The sequence below is a fragment of the Bradyrhizobium sp. genome (assembly GCF_019244115.1).
In the GTDB taxonomy this organism is placed as follows: Bacteria; Pseudomonadota; Alphaproteobacteria; order Rhizobiales; family Xanthobacteraceae; genus Bradyrhizobium.
On record NZ_JAFATE010000838.1, the window covers coordinates 1 to 18,062 of the forward strand.

The following is an 18,062-nucleotide window of genomic DNA, read 5'->3' on the forward strand; positions in this document are numbered from 1 at the left end:
ACGTGTCGCCGAGAAGCTCGCGTGGCTGGGCGTATCCATCGATGCCGGCGCGAATGCCGCGCACGCGCTGAAGATATCGGGACCCGCGAGTTCTGTTCCGATCTACGTCGTTCCGACCGACGAAGAGCGAATGATCGCCGAACATACGTTATCCGTGCTGTGGACCACCCGCTCACATGCCAGACGCGAGAGGGCATATGAACATTCCGGTCTTTCCAGAAACCAAGGTCGCGCTGAAGGGGAAGAAGGGACTGATCGTCGGCATCGCCAATGATCAGTCGATCGCCTGGGGGTGTGCAAAAGCGTTCCGCGCGCTGGGCGCCGAGCTTGCCGTGACCTACCTCAACGATCGCGCGAAGAAACATGTCGAACCGCTCGCCAAGGTGCTGGAGGCGCCGATCATCATGCCGCTCGACGTCAACGTCGAAGGTCAGATGGAGCAGGTCTTCGAGCGGATTGGCAAGGAATGGGGCAGGCTCGATTTCCTGCTGCACTCGATCGCCTTCTCGCCGAAGGAAGCCCTGCACGGACGGGTCATCGACGTCGGGCGCGACGGATTTCTGAAGACCATGGACGTGTCGTGCTGGACTTTTCTGAGGATGGCGCATCTTGCCGAGCCGTTGATGACGAATGGCGGCACAATGTTCACCATGACCTATTACGGCAGCCAGATGGTCGTGGAGAATTACAACATCATGGGGGTTGCCAAGGCGGCTCTCGAAGCGGCAGTGCGCTACGTTGCCGCTGAAGTTGGCCCCAAGGGCATTCGCGTCCACGCGATCTCGCCGGGACCCTTGGCCACGCGCGCGGCATCCGGGATCCCGGAATTCGACGAACTTTTGGACAAGGCGCAGAGCAAGGCGCCGACGCGGAGTCTGGTCTCGATCGATGATGTCGGCGCTGCGACCGCGTTTCTCGCCCTTGATGGCGCAAAACTGATCACCGGCGATGTCATGTATATCGACGGCGGCTATCACATCATCGATTGAGCGGCAGCTCCCACCAGTCAGATTTTCATTTCCGGCACCTTGTCGGGAATCGCAAGCTCCGCTTCGGTCACTGCCATGACCTCGGCGACACTGACGCCGGGCGCGGTTTCCATGAGGGTCATTCGGCCGCCGGCAAGGCCGATCACGGCGAGGTCGGTGACCACGAGATCGACCGGCCGCGCCGAGGTGAGCGGTAGGCTGCATCTTTGCACGATCTTGGACTTGCCTTTCGCGGCGTGCTGCATGGCCACGATCACCCGCCGCGCCCCCGTGACGAGATCCATGGCACCGCCCATCCCGGGCACCATCTTGCCCGGGATCATCCAGTTTGCGAGATGGCCTGATGCATCGACCTGCAGGCCGCCGAGCACCGTGACATTGACGTGTCCGCCGCGGATCAGGCCGAACGACATGGCGCTGTCGAAGGTGCATGCGCCGGGCAGGGCGCTAATCGGCCGTCCTCCCGCATCCGTCAGGAGCGGATGGCCCATGCCCTGTTCGGGGATCGGGCCAGTGCCGATCAGTCCATTCTCGGACTGGAAGAAGATTTTCAGTTCGGACGGCACGTAGTTTGCCACCAGGGTCGGAATGCCAATGCCGAGATTGACGAGATCGCCCGATCGCAGTTCGAGCGCGACACGTCGCGCGATGATGGATTGCGGGTCCATGGGTCACCCGTTCGCTACGAGATAATCGACAAGGGGCGCGGGGGTCATGACGTGATCGGGCGCGATGACGCCGACCGGAACGATGTGCTCCGCGGTGACGATCACGGTATCCGCGGCCATCGCCATGACCGGGTTGAAGTTGCGCGCGGTCAGCGCGTAGGAAAGGTTGCCGAGATAATCGGCCAGGAAAGCATGGATCAGAGCGAAATCGGAGTGCAGGGCGGTCTCGACCAGAAAGCTCCGGCCGTCGATGTCGACCCGGCGCTTGCCTTCCTCGACGATCGTGCCGATGCCGGTCGGCGTCAGCACGCCGCCGAGACCGCAGCCGCCGGCGCGGATGCGCTCCACGAGGGTGCCCTGCGGCACCAGGTCGACCGCGATCCTGTTCGCCATCATCTGCTGCTGAATCTTTGGATTGAGGCCGATATGGCTGGCCGTGAGCGTCGAGACGAGCGCGGCGTCGAACAGTTTTCCAACACCCTTGCCGGGCACGGCGGCGTCGTTGCAGATCAGCGTCAACTCGGATTTCTGTTGCCGCACCAATTCGTCGAGCAGCCGCTCCGGCGTGCCGACACCCATGAAGCCGCCCACCATCACCGATGCGCCGTTGGGAATCATGGCGATGGCTTCTTGCGCGGACACGGATCTCATTTGGACAGCTCCGAACAGGGTACAAACGAGCGGAAGGCTCGATGTTCGCAGCGCAAGCTCGGACTGATGACGCGAGATTCCCTTGATCTGTATCAAAGGTCCGTATCCGGCAGTTAGGCCACCGTACGACTGCGTTCGACGGCCGCGCGGACTGCTTTGCGAACGGATCGAGCCTGTTCTTTGTCCGAACCGAATGGGCCGAAACGACCGACGAACTAGAGATCTAGTCTGGCAAGGCCGGGCCGGTCGAGCAGGATGATCTGTCGCTGGGTCTGGCCGAGGAAGCCCAGGATGCCCTTTCCGTGGAGGCATGACAGCGCGCGGGAGACCGTTTCCAAGGTCAGGCCGAGATAGTCGGCGATGTCGCGGCGGTTCATCGGAAGCGCCATCACGCCCGCAGCCGAGAGCCGGCGGTCCATTTCGAGCAGGAAGGCTGCCACCCGCTCCAGCGAGGTCTTGCGTCCGAGCAGCAGCATGTGGTCCTCGGCGTGCTGCAAATTGCTCGTCGTCATGCTGAGAAGATCACGGGCGACCAGCGCGTCGGTCTCGGCCACGTGCTCGAGGCTGACCCGTTTCGCAAGACGAACGGTCGTGTCGATGATCGCCTCCGCCGTGAAGCGATGCACGGGGCCATTCTCCAGGCCAAAAATGTCGCCGACGAGATGAAAGGCGCCGATCTGCCGCCGACCGTCGGAGAGCAGCTTGTAGCTGCGGACCGCGCCATCGATCACCTGGTAGACGTATTCCGCAGGCTCCGCTTCGCCGAAGATCTCGGCGCCGCGATTATACTTGAATTCGCTCAAAATGACCTCGGCCCGGGTGAGGCCGCCGAGTTCGCCGGTAAATTTTTGCCGGTTCGCCGGATTGGCGTTCACGTTGACAAACATGGACTATCTCCCTGTTTGGCTGAGCTTTTCGCTTCTTGAGGGAGCCGCCGCCCCTGTCCATCGACGTGTACGACGCGCGAGCCTCCACCGACTATTGGCTCAACAGGCATTGTCCCTTCGGACATTGCCCCAAAGGACAATGCCCGAACGTGCATGTCGCAACGCCGGACCATCGTGGCCAACTGTCGCGGGCATATTCCCGGTCCCGCAATCGGATGCTAGCGTTTCGACAATTTCAACCCGGTCCCGGGTGGGATGATGATGCGTATCCGAGGACTGATTGTTTGTCTCATTTTCGTCATGCTACCGGCAGAAGCACCGGCACAGGGCCAGCGCGCGCGGTCGATCCTGTTTCTTGACCAGTCGGACCTGCGAGGGCCGTTCTATTATGAAATCTTTCGCGCCTTTCGCCAGCGCATCGCGGCAGATGCGCAATCGCATGTGACTATCTACTCGGAGAGCCTCGATCTCAGCCGCTTTGGTGGCGCCGCGCACGAGCAGAGCCTGCGTGAGTATCTGCGCGAAAAATATCGCGACCGGCCGATCGGGGTCATCGTCGCGATTGGCACGGCGACGCTGGAGCTGGTGCTGCGCTGGCGCGACGAGTTATGGCCGGGACTCCCCGTCGTGTTTGGTCTGATCGATGACAACGATCTCGCCCGCATGAAGACGCAGCCTAATATCACGGGCGGCACGGTCAGCCTGCGCGTGGCGGATGCCATTCGAGCTGCCCGTGCTGTCGTGCCCCACCTGAACGGCATTGTTTTTGTCGGGGACGATTGGAGCCGGCAGGTGGTGTTCGGGCACTGGAGGGAGGAGATCCGTACCGCCGCCGCCGGGCTGCAGGTGACCGAGTTCATCGGCCTGCCGATGGACGAACTGCGCCAGAAAGTGGAGAAGCTGCCTGATCGAACCGCCATCATCTATTCGGCCGTTTATTCCGACGAGGAGGGCGGTTTCTATCCGCCGGCTGTCTCGCTCAAATTCATCTCGAAGGTTGCAAACCGTCCAATCGTTGTTGCTGCGGAAACCTTTCTCGAATCCGGCGGCATCGGTGGATTCGTCTTGCAACCCGAGGCGATCGGCATCGATGCAGCGGTCCGTGCCATCAGGATCATCGGCGGCGAGGCCGTATCGCACATTCCGATCGCACCGACGAACGCGGTCAAGCCGATCTTCAACTGGCTGCAGATGGAGCGCTGGAATGTGGGCGCATCCGATCTGCCTGACGGCAGCGAGATCCGCTTTCGCGAGCCGGGTCTTTGGCAGCAATATCGATGGCAGAGCGCACTGGCCGTGACCGTGCTTCTGATGCAGGCAGGTCTGATTTCGGTCCTGCTCCACGAACGCAGGCGGCGGAGCGATGCCGAGCAGGATGCGCGGCGCCGCCTGTCTGAGCTCGCCCATGTGCATCGGCAATCGATTGCGGGCGAGTTGTCCTCCTCGATCGCACACGAATTGAACCAGCCCCTGGGCTCGATCCTGACCAACGCGGAGACGGCGGAGTTCATCCTCGAACAACCGAACCCCGACTTGCGGGAGCTCAAGGATATCCTGGCCGATATTCGCCACGATGATCTGCGAGCCAGCCAGATCATCGGTCATATGCGCAGTCTCCTGAAGAGGACGCCTTTCGAGCTCAAGGATGTCGATCTCAACGACGTCATGCGCGAAGCTTTCGAGCTGATGTCGGCGCAGGCTGCGACGCGCAATGTTGCGCTTTATTTGAACACGGCACCGGGGGTGCTGCCCGTCAACGGAGACTCGATTCAATTGCAGCAGGTTATTCTAAATCTCCTGTTTAATGCCATGGACGCCATGACCGAGATACCATTCGGCCGAACCATCATCGGCAAGACAGAGATTGACGGAGGCAAGGCAGTGATCTCGATTTCGGATTCGGGGCCAGGCCTTCCCGCGGAGAACCCCAACGGGATCTTCGACCCGTTCTTTACGACCAAGGAGCAGGGCATGGGTATCGGCCTGTCGATTGCGCGCACGATCGTACAGGCCCACAAGGGGCGGATCTGGGCTGAGAACCAGCCCGAGGGGGGAGCGACTTTCTCGATCTCGTTGCCGTTATTGCCGCGATAGGAGGGGCCTTTGCCTGGCACGGTCCATATCGTCGATGACGACGCCTCATTCCGAACCGCGCTTGAGCGGCGCATGCGGAAGGCCGGTTATGAGGTCGCGACCTATGCGTCGGCGCAGCAGCTGCTCGATCGAATGCCCGCCGAAAGCGGACCGGCCTGCATTCTGCTCGACGTCAAGATTCCGGGCCTCAGTGGTCCGGATCTGCAGCAACGGCTGGCCGAACTGGGCTCGACGCTGCCGATCATCTTCGTGACCGGCTATGCCGACGTCCGCGCCACGGTGAAGGCGATCAAGGCCGGCGCGGAGGATGTGCTCACCAAGCCGATCATGTCGGAGCAGTTGCTGCCGGCGGTCGAACGGGCGCTGGCCCATCACCAGACCTCACGCGGCCTGAAGGCAAGGCTGGATGAATTGCGCGCGCGTCTCGCGCGGCTGACCCCGCGCGAAACGCAGGTGTTCGAGCTCGTCGTCCAAGGCAGGATCAACAAGCAGATTGCGCAGCAACTGGGCGCAACGGAGCGCACGATCAAGGCGCACCGGCACAGGGTGATGGAGAAGATGGGCGTCGACTCGCTTGCCGAACTGGTCTCCATGGCAGAGCGATTGGACGTGTTGCGACGCCTGTCCGCCGGCAATGGCAAGGCGGATTGAACAAGAGATATCCCGGGAAACATCCCGCCTTTTCGTCCCTATTGTTCCAAGGGACAATAGGAGCGCGGATGCGTGCGACCTATGGATGATTGTGGCTGGTCGCGAGTTGCGAATACCACGAGCTCGAAAACGAGCGAACGCATCTGCGAAGGTTCATCTAGTATTCATCTGGCTTACGCGAGCCTTACGCGACGAACGCTTGACGAAAGGGTATCACCGTTCCACTGATTGACCAGATCCGTATCAAGGGTTGCACGTTGTCCAACCAAGGACTCGTCTTTATCGTCGACGACGACGTCGGCATTCTGAAGGGCATCAAACGCCTGCTGAAGCAGCACGGCTTTGATAGCGCGCTCTTCGACTCGGCGGAGGCGTTCGAGAGCTGCGACGATTTCGATGCAGCGATCTGCATCATTCTCGACATCCAGCTGAATGGCGTTTCGGGGATCGAGGTGCGCCATCGACTGATCGATGCGGGCATTGCCTTGCCGGTCATCTACATCACGGCCAACGACAATGACGCGGTTCGGGCTGCCGCCGTCAAATCCGGGTGCATTGCCTATCTGACGAAGCCATTTGCTGCGAAATCGCTGATCGAACCGATTGAGAGAGTGGCGGCCGCCCGCGCTCATTAGGATCGGCGCCGACACGGGCGCTCTATTCATCGATGTCCTATTCGAAGAGCTGTGCCGGCGCACTCCCGCGGGCGGTCTTGCTCCTGCTTCCCGGGGTTGCCGTCCAATTGGGACCTTTGACACAGATCAATGGGGCAGCCGGCCGGATCCTCTCTGTGGCGTTGTGGGCCGAACCCAAATCAACCGGGATCTTCCGAGGGAAATGTCATGAAGACTTGCGATCGACGAATTGCTGCAACCGCGCTTGCTGGACTGCTGCTGGCGGCACTCCTGCCGGGCACGGCGCGCGCCGAAACCGGTGCCGTCCGCGTGGTATTCACCAAGGGCGGGTTCATCGTCGGGGTCGGCGGCGGCGAGGGCGTGCTGACGTTCCGCGGCCACAACTATCCGTTCAGCGTGTCGGGCATGAGCGTCGGCTTCACGATCGGGGCCTCGACCACCAAACTGGTCGGGCGCGCCCTGAACATTCGCAGCCCGGGCGACATCGCTGGAAGCTACGCGGTGATCGGTGCCGGCGGCGCGCTCGCGGCAGGTGCCGGCGGCGTGCAACTGCAGAACGAGAAAGGCGTGATCCTGCAGCTGCACGGCCCCAAGGTCGGTGTCGAGCTGTCCGCTGCGGTCGGCGGGGTGAGCATCGCGCTCCGCTGAGCGCGTCGACCTCGTCGAGCGACCGGCTCAATAGCGTTCGGTGACGAATGTCAGCCCGCGCAACGATTTCTGGTCGTCATAGCGGCCCTTGGCCGAGCGCTTCGGCAGGCGTATCCGCTCGTCCGGCAGGCGCTTGAAGGGGATCGTCTTCAGGAGATGCGCGATGCAGTTCAGTCGCGCGCGGCGCTTGTCGTCGGAGCGGATGATGTGCCAGGGTGCATGCTTTGAGTTTGTCGCCTTCAACATCAGGTCGCGTGCGCGCGAATAGTCGTACCAGCGCCGGTAGGATTCGAGATCCATCGGACTCAGCTTCCACTGCCGGACCGGATCGTCGATGCGGGCCTTGAACCGGCGTTCCTGCTCCGCCATTCCGACCTCGAGCCAGAGCTTTATCAGGATGATTCCGCCGTCGACGACGTATTTCTCGATCTGCGGGCATAGCGACAGGAAGCGGTCGTGCTCTTCGCGGCTGCAGAAGCCCATGACGTATTCGACGCCCGCGCGATTGTACCAGCTGCGGTCGAAGATCACGATCTCGCCGCCTGCGGGGAAGTGCGAGACGTAGCGCTGCAGAAAGAGCTGGCTCTTTTCCCGATCGGACGGCGCGGGGAGCGCGACGACCCGGAACACGCGCGGGCTGACCTTTTCGGTGATCGCCTTGATGGTGCCGCCCTTGCCGGCGGCATCGCGTCCTTCGAACAGGATGATGACCCGAAGTTTTTTGGCCTTCACCCATTCCTGCAGATCGCAGAGCTGGACCTGCAGCTTGCGCAGCTGTTTTTCGTAATCCTTGCGCTTCATCCTCGGCGCGGCAAGCTCGTCTCGTGCGGTGTCGGGGACGCGGAGCATGGGATCAATCCGTCTTCCAGCTGATGGTGATGCCGATGTCACCGGGCATGCCGCCCGGAAAATCGATGACCTGATAGCGGATGCGGTAACCGCGCGACTTCAGATAGTCGGACCAGAGCTGAAAGATTTCCTTGGGAATTCCGGTCAGCGTTTTCTCCCAGCCGGACTCCATCTGGTTGATGGCGCGCCCCTTGTCGGTGCAGAGAATATTGGGAAACCGATAGACCTGGACTTCACTGAGACCGTTGCGCACCGCGCGCTGGATCACGCTGGAGGCGAGCTTGACTTTCTCGTCTTCCGAAAGACCCGACGGTTTACTGAGCTTCTCGATCAGCGCGCGTTTCTCGGCCTCGGCCGCGGCGGCCGCCCTGGCGTGCTGGTCGGCCTTTTCCGCCTCCTTCAGAGCGGCCTGCTTCTGGATATCCTTCGCCGTCGGCAACAGATCGTCGAGCTTCTCGGGCATGGCGCTATCCCTTCTCTTGAGACCGGAATTCATGGCCTCCCGATGCTAGGGCGGCGACGGAACCGGCACCCTTGATTCAGATCAAGCCTGCCAGAGGCGACCTGCATCTCACTCTGCCGCAAACGGCTGTGGATCGAGAGCAGGGACCACAGCCCGGTGTGGAGGACGTGCATGAGACCTGTCTGGAAGGCCGCCCTTGCCCTATCGATGGTATCCGGCTCGTTCTGCACCTCGCTCGGACCAGCGTGGCCGGTCGATCTGACCGGCGCGTGGGCTACCAATGCAGATGAGTGCAAGAACGTGTTCGTTCGCAAGGGAAAGGCCAGCCAGATCGGCTTTGCGCAGCTTTCGGAGATGCACGGCGGCGGATTCATCGTTGAACCTGACCGCCTGGTCGGACGGTTCGCGAAATGCAGGATCAAGGCGAAGAAAGAAGACGGCCAGAACGTCAATATCGTCGCGGGCTGCGCCACCGATATCATGCTCTCCAACGTGCAGTTTGACCTGAAGGTCGATGACGAGAACAAGATCACCCGACTGTTCCCGGGCATGGAGGACATGGCCATCAGCTACTATCGCTGTCCGATCTGAGGGCGAGGCACCAGCATCGAGATGCCGCCCGCAATCGCGCGAGGGAGGGTCACTTGACCGATCAACTTCACCCGATGACACCTCACCATCTGCCTTTCTATATCGTCAAACCCGGCGAAACCGATGTCTTGATGATCGTAATGGGCATTTTCCTGATCCTGGTGGTTCTCGGCGTTGGTAATCTCTATCTGCGACTGCACACGTTGCCCGAGCGCATGGCGCACAAGTCGCAGAAGCTGCAGTTCGAGATCGTCGCGGTTCTCGGCCTGTTGGCGCTGTTCACGCACATCCATCTGTTCTGGATCGCGGGGCTGCTGCTCGCCCTGGTGGATCTGCCGGATTTCGGTACGCCGTTGCGCAGCATCGCGGGGTCTGTCGAGAGAATAGCGGATTCCTCTGACGGAGCGGTCGCAGACGAGAGGTGGGAGAAGAAATCAGCTCCGGCGGCGGCTGCCGAAAAGGCCGATCCGAGCGTCATCAAGGGGCCTCACGCTCCAAAGCAGGAGGTCGCAAGCCATGCTTGAACTCATGCTGTGTTCGCTGTTCACCCTGGTTCCGGACTACCTGTACCGCCGCTATGGTCAGGGCAAGCGCTTCGGCAGGGAAATCACGTTGTTCTCAGTCTGGTTCGAGCTGAGATGGGGAATCATCGGCTGCCTGATGCTGACCATCGGCCTAATCACGCTGATCTTCTATTTCCATCCGTCGACCACGTCTGCGATGCTGTTCTTCAGGACCGTTCCGATCGTCCCCGAAATTCCGGGGCGTGTTGCGGAAGTCAAGGTCGACTTCAGCGCGCCTGTCACCAAAGGCACCGTGCTGTTCACACTGGACAGTTCAAAGCAGCAGGCGGCGATCGAGGCGGCGCGCCGCAAGAGCGCCGAGGTGGACGCCCAGCTGGTCGCAGCCAAGGTGGAGGTGACCAAGGCGGAGGCACAACTCCAGCAGGCTAACACCGACTATCAGCAGGCCAAGGATGAGCTCGACGTCAAGACCGAACTGCAGCGGCGCAATCCGGGAATCGTTCCGCAGCGTGACATCGAGAAGCTTCAGGTCGCTGTCGATGGCCGGCAGGCTGCAATCGATGCCGCGATGGCCTCAAGACAATCCGCGGAGACCCGCGTCACCACGCTTCTTCCTGCGGAAAAGGACAGCGCCGAGGCCGCACTTGCACAGGCGCAGGTCGAGTATGACAAGACTTTTGTCCGCGCCGGTGTCGACGGGCGGGTCGAGCAGTTCGCGCTTCGACCGGGCGACATCGTCAATCCGTTGATGCGGCCTGCGGGCGTCTTGATTCCGGAGGGAGCCGGCAAGCGCGCGCTGCAGGCCGGGTTTGGGCAGATCGAGGCCCAGGTGTTGAAGCCCGGCATGATTGCCGAGGCCGCCTGCACCTCAGTGCCGTGGACGATCATCCCGATGGTCATCACCAGTGTCCAGGATTACATCGCAGCCGGTCAGTTCCGCGGCGGCGAGCAGCTCATCGACGCGAGCGCGGCGAGGCCCGGCACGATTCTCGCCTTTCTCGAGCCGATCGCGACGGATGGCTTAGCCGACGTGACGGCGGGCAGCAGCTGCATCGTCAATGCCTATACCAGCAATCACGAGGTGATCGCGGCGAAGGAGACCGGCGCCGTCCACGGCTTCGTTTTGCACGCGATCGATACGGTCGGCCTGGTGCATGCCATGCTGCTGCGCATCCAGGCGCTGCTGCTGCCGATCAAGACGCTGGTCTTGAGCGGTCACTAGGCCAAGGAGTTGCCGCGGCGTCCGCTTTCCGGCTCGCGTGGGCGCCTCGCCATCCCGGGCCGATGGCAACGGTCAGTTTCGTCGGTCGCATGTGCCAGCAGTAAGAAACAAAGGCGGCATGCAGGGAATGGCGGCGACGACCAGGATCCGTTGCTGTCGCGACGGTTGGGTCAAGTGAAACATGAACGGCCTAGCATCTGGTGTAGACGCGCCCATACGCGTCCGTGCGCGCAGACCGATGATCGCTGGCGCGATGACACTCGGCGTCAGGCCGGCTCGTCCGTTGATTTAGATCAATGGCGGCGAATACGCGCATCTCGAACGCAAGCTCGCGAGCTTGGGCCGCAAACAAGTTTCCGCAGCACGAACTGCTCCTCATTGCGTGGGACCCTTGATCTTGATCAAGCCCTGCGCCCGCGCGCGGCGGTTCGTTGATCCTCGATTTGGAGTGGAGAAATGATATGCTGCGTTGCAGAAAGCTGATCTTTGCCTTGGCTATTGTCCTTGCGACGCCGTTCGTCGCGGCCGCGCAGAATACGGGCGCCCAGCCATCAGCCTCACCCTCAGCATCTCCATCGCCAACGGACGAGCTGTTGAAACCCGAGCAGCTCGAAGCGCTCGTCGCGCCAATTGCGCTCTATCCAGATGCGCTGCTCGCCAACATGCTCGCGGCATCGACTTATCCTTTGGAAGTGGTGGAGGCCGATCGCTGGGCCAAGGAGAACAAGAAGTTGAAAGGCGATCAGCTCAAGACCGAAGCGGGCAAGCAGGGTTGGGATGACAGCGTCAAGGCGCTGGTTGCGACGCCGACGGTGCTCGACATGATGAGCGACAAGCTCGATTGGACGAAGAGTCTCGGCGATGCGATGCTGGCCCAGCAGGCGGACCTGATGGATGCAATCCAGCGGCTGCGGCAGAAGGCGCAGGCCAACAACAAGCTGGTCTCGACCAAGCAGCAGAAGGTCACGGTGCAGACCCAGGAGAACAAGCAGGTGATCGTGATCGAGCCGACCGATCCGGACACCATGTACGTTCCCTATTACGATCCGGCGGTGGTTTACGGCACCTGGCCCTATGCGGATTATCCGCCTTATTACTGGGGCTACCCGTCCTACATCGGCGCCGGCGTGGTTGCCGCCGGTCTGGCGTTCGGCGCCGGTTACGCACTGGCGCGCTGGGGCAATTATTGGGGCGGCGGCTTCAATTGGGGCAACCGGAACGTCTACGTCAATCATCTCACCAACAACTGGACGCACAATTCAATTCACCGCCAGGGCGTTCGCTACAACAACGCCAATGTCGCGCAGCGCTTCGGCAACAACAATCTGCGCGCCGGCAGCGCGGACCGCATGGATTTTCGCGGCCGCGGCGGCCAGCAGGTGCTCAATCCCGGGAAGGACCGCGCGGGTGCGGGTGATCGTAGCGGCGATCGTGCGGGTGATCGCGCAGGTCATCGGGCAGGTGCAGGCGATCGTGGCCGAAGTGACCGGGCCGGCGCGGGTGACCGTGGCGGAGATCGTGCCACCGCGCGGGATCGGTCCGGTGGAAATCGGGCGGATCGCGGCGGCGGCGACCGACCGGGCAGCAAGCAGGCTCGTTCGGCCGATCGAGGTCGCAGCGGCGGAGGCGCAGGCCGTGGCGGTGGCCGCGATAGCGCCATGCGGATGCAGTCGGGCAGGGCGGCGAGTAGCCAGGCGGCCCGTGGCCGGCAGAGCTTTGCAAGCATGGGCGGTGGTGGAGCGCGCGCGTCCATGGGAGGCGGCGGTGCCCGTGCAATGGGAGGCGGCGGCTTCCGCGGTGGCGGCGGCGGAGGCGGCTTCCGTGGTGGCGGGGGCGGGCGACGCTCCGATATCGCGCTGAAGCACGACGTGAGCTTGCTCGGTCATCTCGACAATGGCCTCGGCTATTATCGCTTCAGTTACATCGGTAGCGACACGGCCTATGTCGGCGTCATCGCGCAGGAAGTGCAGGTGCTGCGGCCCGATGCGGTCACGCGCGGGCACGATGGCTATCTGCGCGTCCGTTATGACAGGCTCGGATTGAAATTCCGCAGTTTCCACGAATGGCTCGCCGGCGGCGCTCGAATTCCGGCAACGCGAGGGAGGATCTGATCATGACCTCCCTTGTTTCAGCCCTGCTCCAGCGCTGCCGGACCTCGGGCCTCATCGCCGTAGCGTCATCGGTTCTGGTGGTGTCGTCCGTCTCGGCGCAGCAATCGTTCAAGTCACCAGAGCAGGCGGCGGACGCTCTGGCCGGCGCCGTCAAGTCCGGCGCCGCCAGGACCATGCTGAGGGTGCTCGGTCCCGATGCTGCCGAGATCGTGGAATCCGGCGATGCTGTCGCGGACAAGGAGTTGCGCGAGCGCTTTCTCACCGCCTATGACGCCAAACATGCGCTGAGCTATGACGGCGACAAGAAGGCCATTCTCATCGTCGGACCGGACGATTTTCCGTTTCCGATTCCCTTGACCCGCAACCGGTCGGGCTGGGAGTTCGACACCGCTGCGGGTCGCCAGGAAATCCTGTACCGGCGGATCGGGCGCAACGAGCTCGATGCGATCCAGACTGCGCTCGCCTATGTCGACGCACAGAACGACTATGCGGACAAAGATCCCGCCGGCGCCGGCAAGGGCGTTTACGCGCAGCGCGTCGTCAGCAGTCCGGGCAAGAAGGACGGCCTGTTCTGGTCATCTGAGGGTAACGAGAGTCCGCTCGGCGAACTGGTCGCCGAGGCCTCAACCGAGGGCTACAAACTCAGCGATCAGCCGCAGCCCTATCACGGGTACTTTTATCGGATCCTGACGCGGCAGGGACCGAACGCGCCCGGCGGTGCGCTGAACTATGTCGTCAACGGCAAGATGATCGGCGGTTTTGCGCTCGTCGCCTACCCGGCCGAGTATGGCAATTCGGGCGTGATGACCTTTTTGGTCAACCATGCCGGGACGGTCTACCAGAAGGACCTGGGCGAGCGGACCGAAACCATTGCCGGCCGCATGCGGGCGTTCGACCCCGATCAGACATGGAAGAAGGTTGAAATCGAGAGTCCGCAATCGCATTAGGACAAGGCACAGCGCAGGGCGGGAGCATCCTTGACCAAGTATGCAGCAAAGATCGGCCTCCTCGGGCTGCTTGTGTGGGTGACACTCGTTTCGCCAGCCCGCGCCAAGGACGGCTATCTCAGTGTCACCTTCACGAAGGCGGGTCTGGTCGGCGGTGTCGGTGCGGGACGGGGAGTCCTGACGTTCGAAGGCCGTGAGTACCCTTTCACGGTCTACGGCTTGAGCCTTGGTCTGGCGCTCGGTGGGGCCGTCACGCATCTCGACGGGCGGGCCTCCTATATGAGCAAGCTGGGCGATTTCCCCGGCAGCTATCGCGCCTTCGGCCTCGGCGGCGCGCTGGTCGGCGGCGCCGGCGGAGTGCAACTGAAGAACAGAAGGGGCGTGATCATCACGCTTCAGGGGCCGAGGGCGGGCCTGGAGTTCTCGGCCAATCTGAGCCGGGTCAGATTCGCGCTTGATTGAACGCGCCAAGAGCCTGTCGGAACACGTGTTCCGCCCCGGCTGGGCCGCTCTGGACAGAGCTCATTTCGGCCTATGCAAGTCGAAAAGGCTTTGTTATACGCTGCCCCGCGCGAACATTTTCGCTCATTCCTCGGTAGCTCAGCGGTAGAGCATTCGACTGTTAATCGAATGGTCGCTGGTTCGAATCCAGCCCGGGGAGCCAAACCCTCCCGCTCACCAATCGCCAGGTTCAGATACGGTGGCTAAGGCTCTGCGGAAGCAGCGTTTTCGGCGGCGTGACGGTTTGCCGCGGTTAGCAAGGGTTCGCCAGCACTCGGCAATTTCACAAGGCCGCGGCCGGGACCGTGCAAGCGATGCTCCTTTGGACCTCAAGAGACGACTTGAGTGTGCGGACAGTCACTGAAGCGCGATGTCATCCGCCTCACGCGATGGCGATTAGACTCCAAGACATCAGCGCATTAGAGCGGCTCCAAGGCTGCGCGCCGCACGCGCTGCTCATTGAACGCCAAATCGACGCATTTGACCGCGAGTCTTTTGCAAGCCGCAAGGTTATATGGAGTGATTCGATGTCAGTCATCCCAATCGATCGCAGCCGGCGCGCGCCTTCGATCGTTGCCGACGATGGGCCAGCGCTGAGCTATGAAGAGTGCCTCGAGCGATTGGCACGGGTCGTCGCCGAACCCGATTCCCGGCATCTCGATGAGGTCGCAAGGTTGATCGGCAAACTGACGGTGACCATCGAATAAGGCCAGCGCTTTTCCCGGCAACCCTGGAACGGTATGCGAGGGCGCCCCGACGCTCGCAAGGCCCTGCCGGGATTGCCCCGCCAGCGTGTTGCGTTTTCGCAAAGCCTGTACCAAAAGAGGAGCCATAGATCTTCCTCTTCGCGGCCATGCCGCCTTGGTTCTTTCGGGTCCGCCAATGTCCGGTTTTGCGAGCGCGCGCCAGAAAATGGTCGATGGCCAGGTGCGCACCAGCGATGTCACCGACCACCGCATCATCGACGCCATGCTGGCCGTGCCGCGCGAGGATTTTGTGCCGGAGAGCAAGCGCGCGCTGGCCTATCTCGATCTGGACCTCGAGGTCAGCGAGAATGCCGCCGTCAAACGTTACCTGCTGAAGCCGCAGCTGACGGCAAAACTGCTGCAGGCCGCAGGGATCGCCGCAAATGACAGCGTCCTGATCGTCGGATGCGCGACCGGCTATATCGCGGCGTTGGCCGCCCGCCTTGCCGCCAAGGTCACCGGCATCGAAACCGATTCGGCGCTCGTCGGGCGCGGACAGGCCGCACTGGCCGAGAGCGGTATCCAGAACGTGACGCTGAAGACGACAGAGCTCCTCCAGGGCGACCCGGAAAACGCGCCCTATGATGCCATCATCCTGGGCGGCGCAACCGAAACCACAACCGAAATCCTCTGCGAACAACTTAAGGAGGGCGGCCGGCTGGTCGGTGTGTTCGCGACGACACGCCCGCCGAGGGCCATGGTCGTGACACGATCCCATGGCGATTTCGGGACCCGGGTTCTTTTCGACGCAGCGGCACCGATTTTACCGGGATTCGAGCGGGTCCCGGCGTTCGTGTTCTAGGCCGGCCGAGCCACAAGTCCGTCAAAATATCGTTCTGAATCAGAAGTGTGGCTCGGATGCTGCACACTCACAGTTTCGGTGGGGTTAGGCCAGCGGGTGGTTCCTTCGCGCTTCCGCACCGAATATGTTGTCGGCTTGGGGTGGCGAATCCGCGCGCATGGCTGAAACGGCTCAGCGCGCGGCTCGTATGAGAATGAATGGAATAACAGGGATGTATGGGGTGAAGGTCGTCACCGGAGCAGCGGCTGCGGTCCTTCTGCTGACCTGCGCAGGGCCGGTCCCTGTGCTCGCAGATACGATCGAGGCTGCGCTGGTGCGCTCCTATCAGGGCAATCCGCAGCTCAACTCGCAGCGCGCGCAGGTGCGATCGGTCGACGAAAACGTGCCGCAGGCGCTGTCCGGCTACCGGCCGAAGGTCGCGCTGACGGCCAACGCCGGCGTGCAGTATTCGAGCCAGACGCAGCTCGCCGGTACCGACTTCGCTACGGGCAGGCCTCTAAAACCCGTGGCCAGCGGCGTCACTACGCCGCTCTCGGCGGGCCTCACGGTAAACCAGACGGTCTATGACGGGCAGACGACCGCCAACAGGGTGCGCGCGGCGGAAGGTCAGGTGTCCGGTGCCCGCGAGGGCCTCCGCGTTCTCGAAGAGACCGTGCTGCTCAATGCCGCAACCATCTACATGGATTATCTGCGCGACTCCGCGACTGTCGAGGTCCAGCGCAGCAACGTGCATGTGCTCGAGGAAACGCTGAAGCAGACCCGCGACCGCTTCAATGTCGGCGAGGTGACGCGCACCGACGTTGCGCAGGCGGAAGCCCAGCTCGCCGCCGGCAAGACTCAGGAGCAGACCGCGGAATCGCAGCTCGTGACGACGCGGGCGAATTTCCGCCGCATCATCGGGAACGAGCCCTCGAACCTTCAGCCAGGCTCACCGGTGGATCGTTTCCTGCCGAAATCGATGGCCGCAGCCGTCGATGTCAGCCTGATCGAGAATCCGAACGTCACGGCAGCGATGTACGGCGTCGACGTTGCGTTCCTGAACGTCAAGATCAACGAGGGCGCGCTGCTCCCGACCGTCAACATACAGGCTGCTGTCAACCAAGCCTACCAGCAGCAGCTGACGATCTTCAAAAGCTTCAACGCTTCTCTGACTGCGCAGCTCACCGTCCCGATCTATCAGGGCGGCACCGAATATGCCCTGATCCGCCAGTCCAAGGAGACGGTGACCCAGCAGCGGCTGGCTCTCGACCAGACCCGCGACCAGATCCGTGCCACGACAGTTCAGGCCTGGGGCCAGCTTGAAGCGAACAAGGCCCAGGTCGTGTCGGCGCAGGCGCAGGTGACCGCGGCCGAGGTCGCGCTCAACGGCGTCCGCGAGGAAGCCAAGGCCGGCCAGCGCACCACGCTCGACGTGCTCAACGCGCAGCAGGCGCTGGTCAATGCCCGCATCGCGCTGGTCACCGCGCAGCATGATCGCGTGGTCTCCTCGTACAGCGTGCTCAGCGCGGTGGGACGGCTGTCGCCGCAGGTGCTTGGACTTGCGACCCAGGTCTACGATCCGAGCGTGCATTATCAGCAGGTTCGCGACAGCTGGGTTGGCGTCCGCACGCCCGACGGCAAGTAATCGCTCGCGCCATTGCGCGCGAAGCTTTTTGCAAGCAGCAACTAACCCGGTTCTGACGTTCGCATCACTTTTTCAGCGGACGCATCGACGCGCGTCAGAACCAACCGACACTGGCACCAAAGATTCCGCGCGGCTTGCGTCCGACATTCGCTGATCGGACATCCTGAAGCCAATCTCGCACGCGCCGCAGCAGCCCCTTGCTTGCATTCGCGCGCTGCCATGACATAGCCTTTTCTTCGCGGCAGAGCGATTCGCGCGAATCACCCGCCAGTTGTGCCGCTTCCTGCCCACGCGGGCCGGAGGCGGGACGATGATGATGGGCGCAATCGTGCGAAGCGCGAACTGGGGACAAGTCAGGCCTGCGCGTTGAAAGTTCCGGCCAACACACCCGGAATCGGCGAATCTTGTCATAGCCAGTGGTCCGATTCTGAAGTGCCGGACGCCACCGTCGCGAAAAGA

19 protein-coding genes, 1 tRNA gene and 1 pseudogene are annotated in these 18,062 nt (G+C 62.4%); 15 read left to right on the plus strand and 6 right to left on the minus strand.

Annotated elements, in window-relative coordinates; all coding sequences use genetic code 11:
• Window positions 1–274: pseudogene (locus JOZ76_RS35475) on the plus strand (hypothetical protein); the annotation flags it as partial.
• On the plus strand, window positions 198–989 hold the full coding sequence (gene fabI / locus JOZ76_RS35480; RefSeq protein WP_291706028.1) for an enoyl-ACP reductase FabI: 792 nt from the start codon (window positions 198–200) through the stop codon (window positions 987–989). The pseudogene JOZ76_RS35475 and the gene fabI, both read left to right, overlap by 77 nt.
• Before the next feature lie 17 nt (window positions 990–1,006).
• On the opposite strand, the gene JOZ76_RS35485 is transcribed toward fabI, so the two are convergent.
• From JOZ76_RS35485 to JOZ76_RS35495, 3 genes are all read right to left on the minus strand, one after another.
• A complete protein-coding gene (locus JOZ76_RS35485) occupies window positions 1,007–1,657 on the minus strand; it encodes a 3-oxoacid CoA-transferase subunit B (RefSeq protein WP_291706029.1) in 651 nt (216 codons plus the stop codon).
• 3 nt (window positions 1,658–1,660) lie between these two features.
• The gene (locus JOZ76_RS35490) at window positions 1,661–2,308 is read right to left on the minus strand and encodes a CoA transferase subunit A (protein ID WP_291706030.1); all 648 of its coding nucleotides are present in this window, start codon (window positions 2,306–2,308) and stop codon (window positions 1,661–1,663) included.
• Between the two features lie 215 nt (window positions 2,309–2,523).
• On the minus strand, window positions 2,524–3,195 hold the full coding sequence (locus tag JOZ76_RS35495) for a helix-turn-helix domain-containing protein (RefSeq protein WP_291706031.1): 672 nt from the start codon (window positions 3,193–3,195) through the stop codon (window positions 2,524–2,526).
• A gap of 255 nt (window positions 3,196–3,450) precedes the next feature.
• Here JOZ76_RS35495 and JOZ76_RS35500 point away from each other — a divergent pair, with 255 nt between their 5' ends.
• Together JOZ76_RS35500 and JOZ76_RS35505 are read left to right on the plus strand one after the other, a co-directional pair.
• Window positions 3,451–5,289: a sensor histidine kinase gene (locus JOZ76_RS35500; RefSeq protein ID WP_291706032.1), complete on the plus strand. Its 1,839-nt coding sequence runs from the start codon at window positions 3,451–3,453 to the stop codon at window positions 5,287–5,289.
• Between the two features lie 9 nt (window positions 5,290–5,298).
• Entirely contained in the window at window positions 5,299–5,940 is a 642-nt protein-coding gene (locus JOZ76_RS35505) for a response regulator transcription factor (RefSeq protein WP_291706033.1), read from the plus strand.
• Between the two features lie 173 nt (window positions 5,941–6,113).
• On the opposite strand, the gene JOZ76_RS38660 is transcribed toward JOZ76_RS35505, so the two are convergent.
• On the minus strand, window positions 6,114–6,590 hold the full coding sequence (locus JOZ76_RS38660) for a hypothetical protein (RefSeq protein WP_441300155.1): 477 nt from the start codon (window positions 6,588–6,590) through the stop codon (window positions 6,114–6,116).
• Between the two features lie 192 nt (window positions 6,591–6,782).
• Here JOZ76_RS38660 and JOZ76_RS35515 point away from each other — a divergent pair, with 192 nt between their 5' ends.
• Window positions 6,783–7,223 (plus strand): hypothetical protein, encoded by a 441-nt coding sequence (locus tag JOZ76_RS35515; protein ID WP_291706035.1) that lies wholly within the window; start codon window positions 6,783–6,785, stop codon window positions 7,221–7,223.
• A gap of 27 nt (window positions 7,224–7,250) precedes the next feature.
• Here the strand turns inward: JOZ76_RS35515 and ppk2 are convergent, their stop codons facing one another.
• Together ppk2 and JOZ76_RS35525 are read right to left on the minus strand one after the other, a co-directional pair.
• Entirely contained in the window at window positions 7,251–8,072 is an 822-nt protein-coding gene (gene ppk2 / locus JOZ76_RS35520) for a polyphosphate kinase 2 (RefSeq protein ID WP_291706036.1), read from the minus strand.
• Window positions 8,073–8,076: 4 nt separating this feature from the next.
• On the minus strand, window positions 8,077–8,535 hold the full coding sequence (locus tag JOZ76_RS35525; RefSeq protein WP_291706037.1) for a hypothetical protein: 459 nt from the start codon (window positions 8,533–8,535) through the stop codon (window positions 8,077–8,079).
• A gap of 171 nt (window positions 8,536–8,706) precedes the next feature.
• On the opposite strand from JOZ76_RS35525, the gene JOZ76_RS35530 reads away from it, so the two are divergent.
• The 10 genes from JOZ76_RS35530 to JOZ76_RS35575 all read left to right on the plus strand — a co-directional run bounded on the left by JOZ76_RS35530 (window position 8,707) and on the right by JOZ76_RS35575 (window position 17,603).
• Window positions 8,707–9,126, plus strand: coding sequence for a hypothetical protein (locus JOZ76_RS35530; RefSeq protein WP_291706038.1), 420 nt, complete (start codon window positions 8,707–8,709; stop codon window positions 9,124–9,126).
• 53 nt (window positions 9,127–9,179) lie between these two features.
• On the plus strand, window positions 9,180–9,650 hold the full coding sequence (locus JOZ76_RS35535) for a hypothetical protein (RefSeq protein ID WP_291706039.1): 471 nt from the start codon (window positions 9,180–9,182) through the stop codon (window positions 9,648–9,650).
• Window positions 9,643–10,872: an HlyD family secretion protein gene (locus JOZ76_RS35540; RefSeq protein WP_291706040.1), complete on the plus strand. Its 1,230-nt coding sequence runs from the start codon at window positions 9,643–9,645 to the stop codon at window positions 10,870–10,872. Before JOZ76_RS35535 ends, JOZ76_RS35540 begins: the two co-directional genes overlap by 8 nt.
• Before the next feature lie 461 nt (window positions 10,873–11,333).
• Window positions 11,334–12,983, plus strand: a complete 1,650-nt coding sequence (locus JOZ76_RS35545) for a DUF3300 domain-containing protein (RefSeq protein WP_291706041.1) — start codon at window positions 11,334–11,336, stop codon at window positions 12,981–12,983.
• Between the two features lie 2 nt (window positions 12,984–12,985).
• Complete coding sequence (locus tag JOZ76_RS35550) at window positions 12,986–13,930, plus strand: DUF2950 domain-containing protein (protein ID WP_291706042.1); 945 nt, start codon at window positions 12,986–12,988, stop codon at window positions 13,928–13,930.
• 30 nt (window positions 13,931–13,960) lie between these two features.
• Window positions 13,961–14,392 carry a hypothetical protein gene (locus JOZ76_RS35555; protein ID WP_291706043.1) on the plus strand — a complete coding sequence of 144 codons (432 nt, stop codon included), beginning with the start codon at window positions 13,961–13,963 and terminating at the stop codon, window positions 14,390–14,392.
• Window positions 14,393–14,519: 127 nt separating this feature from the next.
• Window positions 14,520–14,594 (plus strand) — tRNA-Asn (locus JOZ76_RS35560).
• Window positions 14,595–14,958: 364 nt separating this feature from the next.
• Entirely contained in the window at window positions 14,959–15,138 is a 180-nt protein-coding gene (locus tag JOZ76_RS35565) for a hypothetical protein (protein ID WP_291706044.1), read from the plus strand.
• 175 nt (window positions 15,139–15,313) lie between these two features.
• Window positions 15,314–15,979, plus strand: a complete 666-nt coding sequence (locus JOZ76_RS35570; protein ID WP_291706045.1) for a protein-L-isoaspartate O-methyltransferase family protein — start codon at window positions 15,314–15,316, stop codon at window positions 15,977–15,979.
• Between the two features lie 211 nt (window positions 15,980–16,190).
• Window positions 16,191–17,603 (plus strand): TolC family outer membrane protein, encoded by a 1,413-nt coding sequence (locus JOZ76_RS35575; RefSeq protein WP_291706046.1) that lies wholly within the window; start codon window positions 16,191–16,193, stop codon window positions 17,601–17,603.
• Window positions 17,604–18,062: the final 459 nt, after the last annotated feature.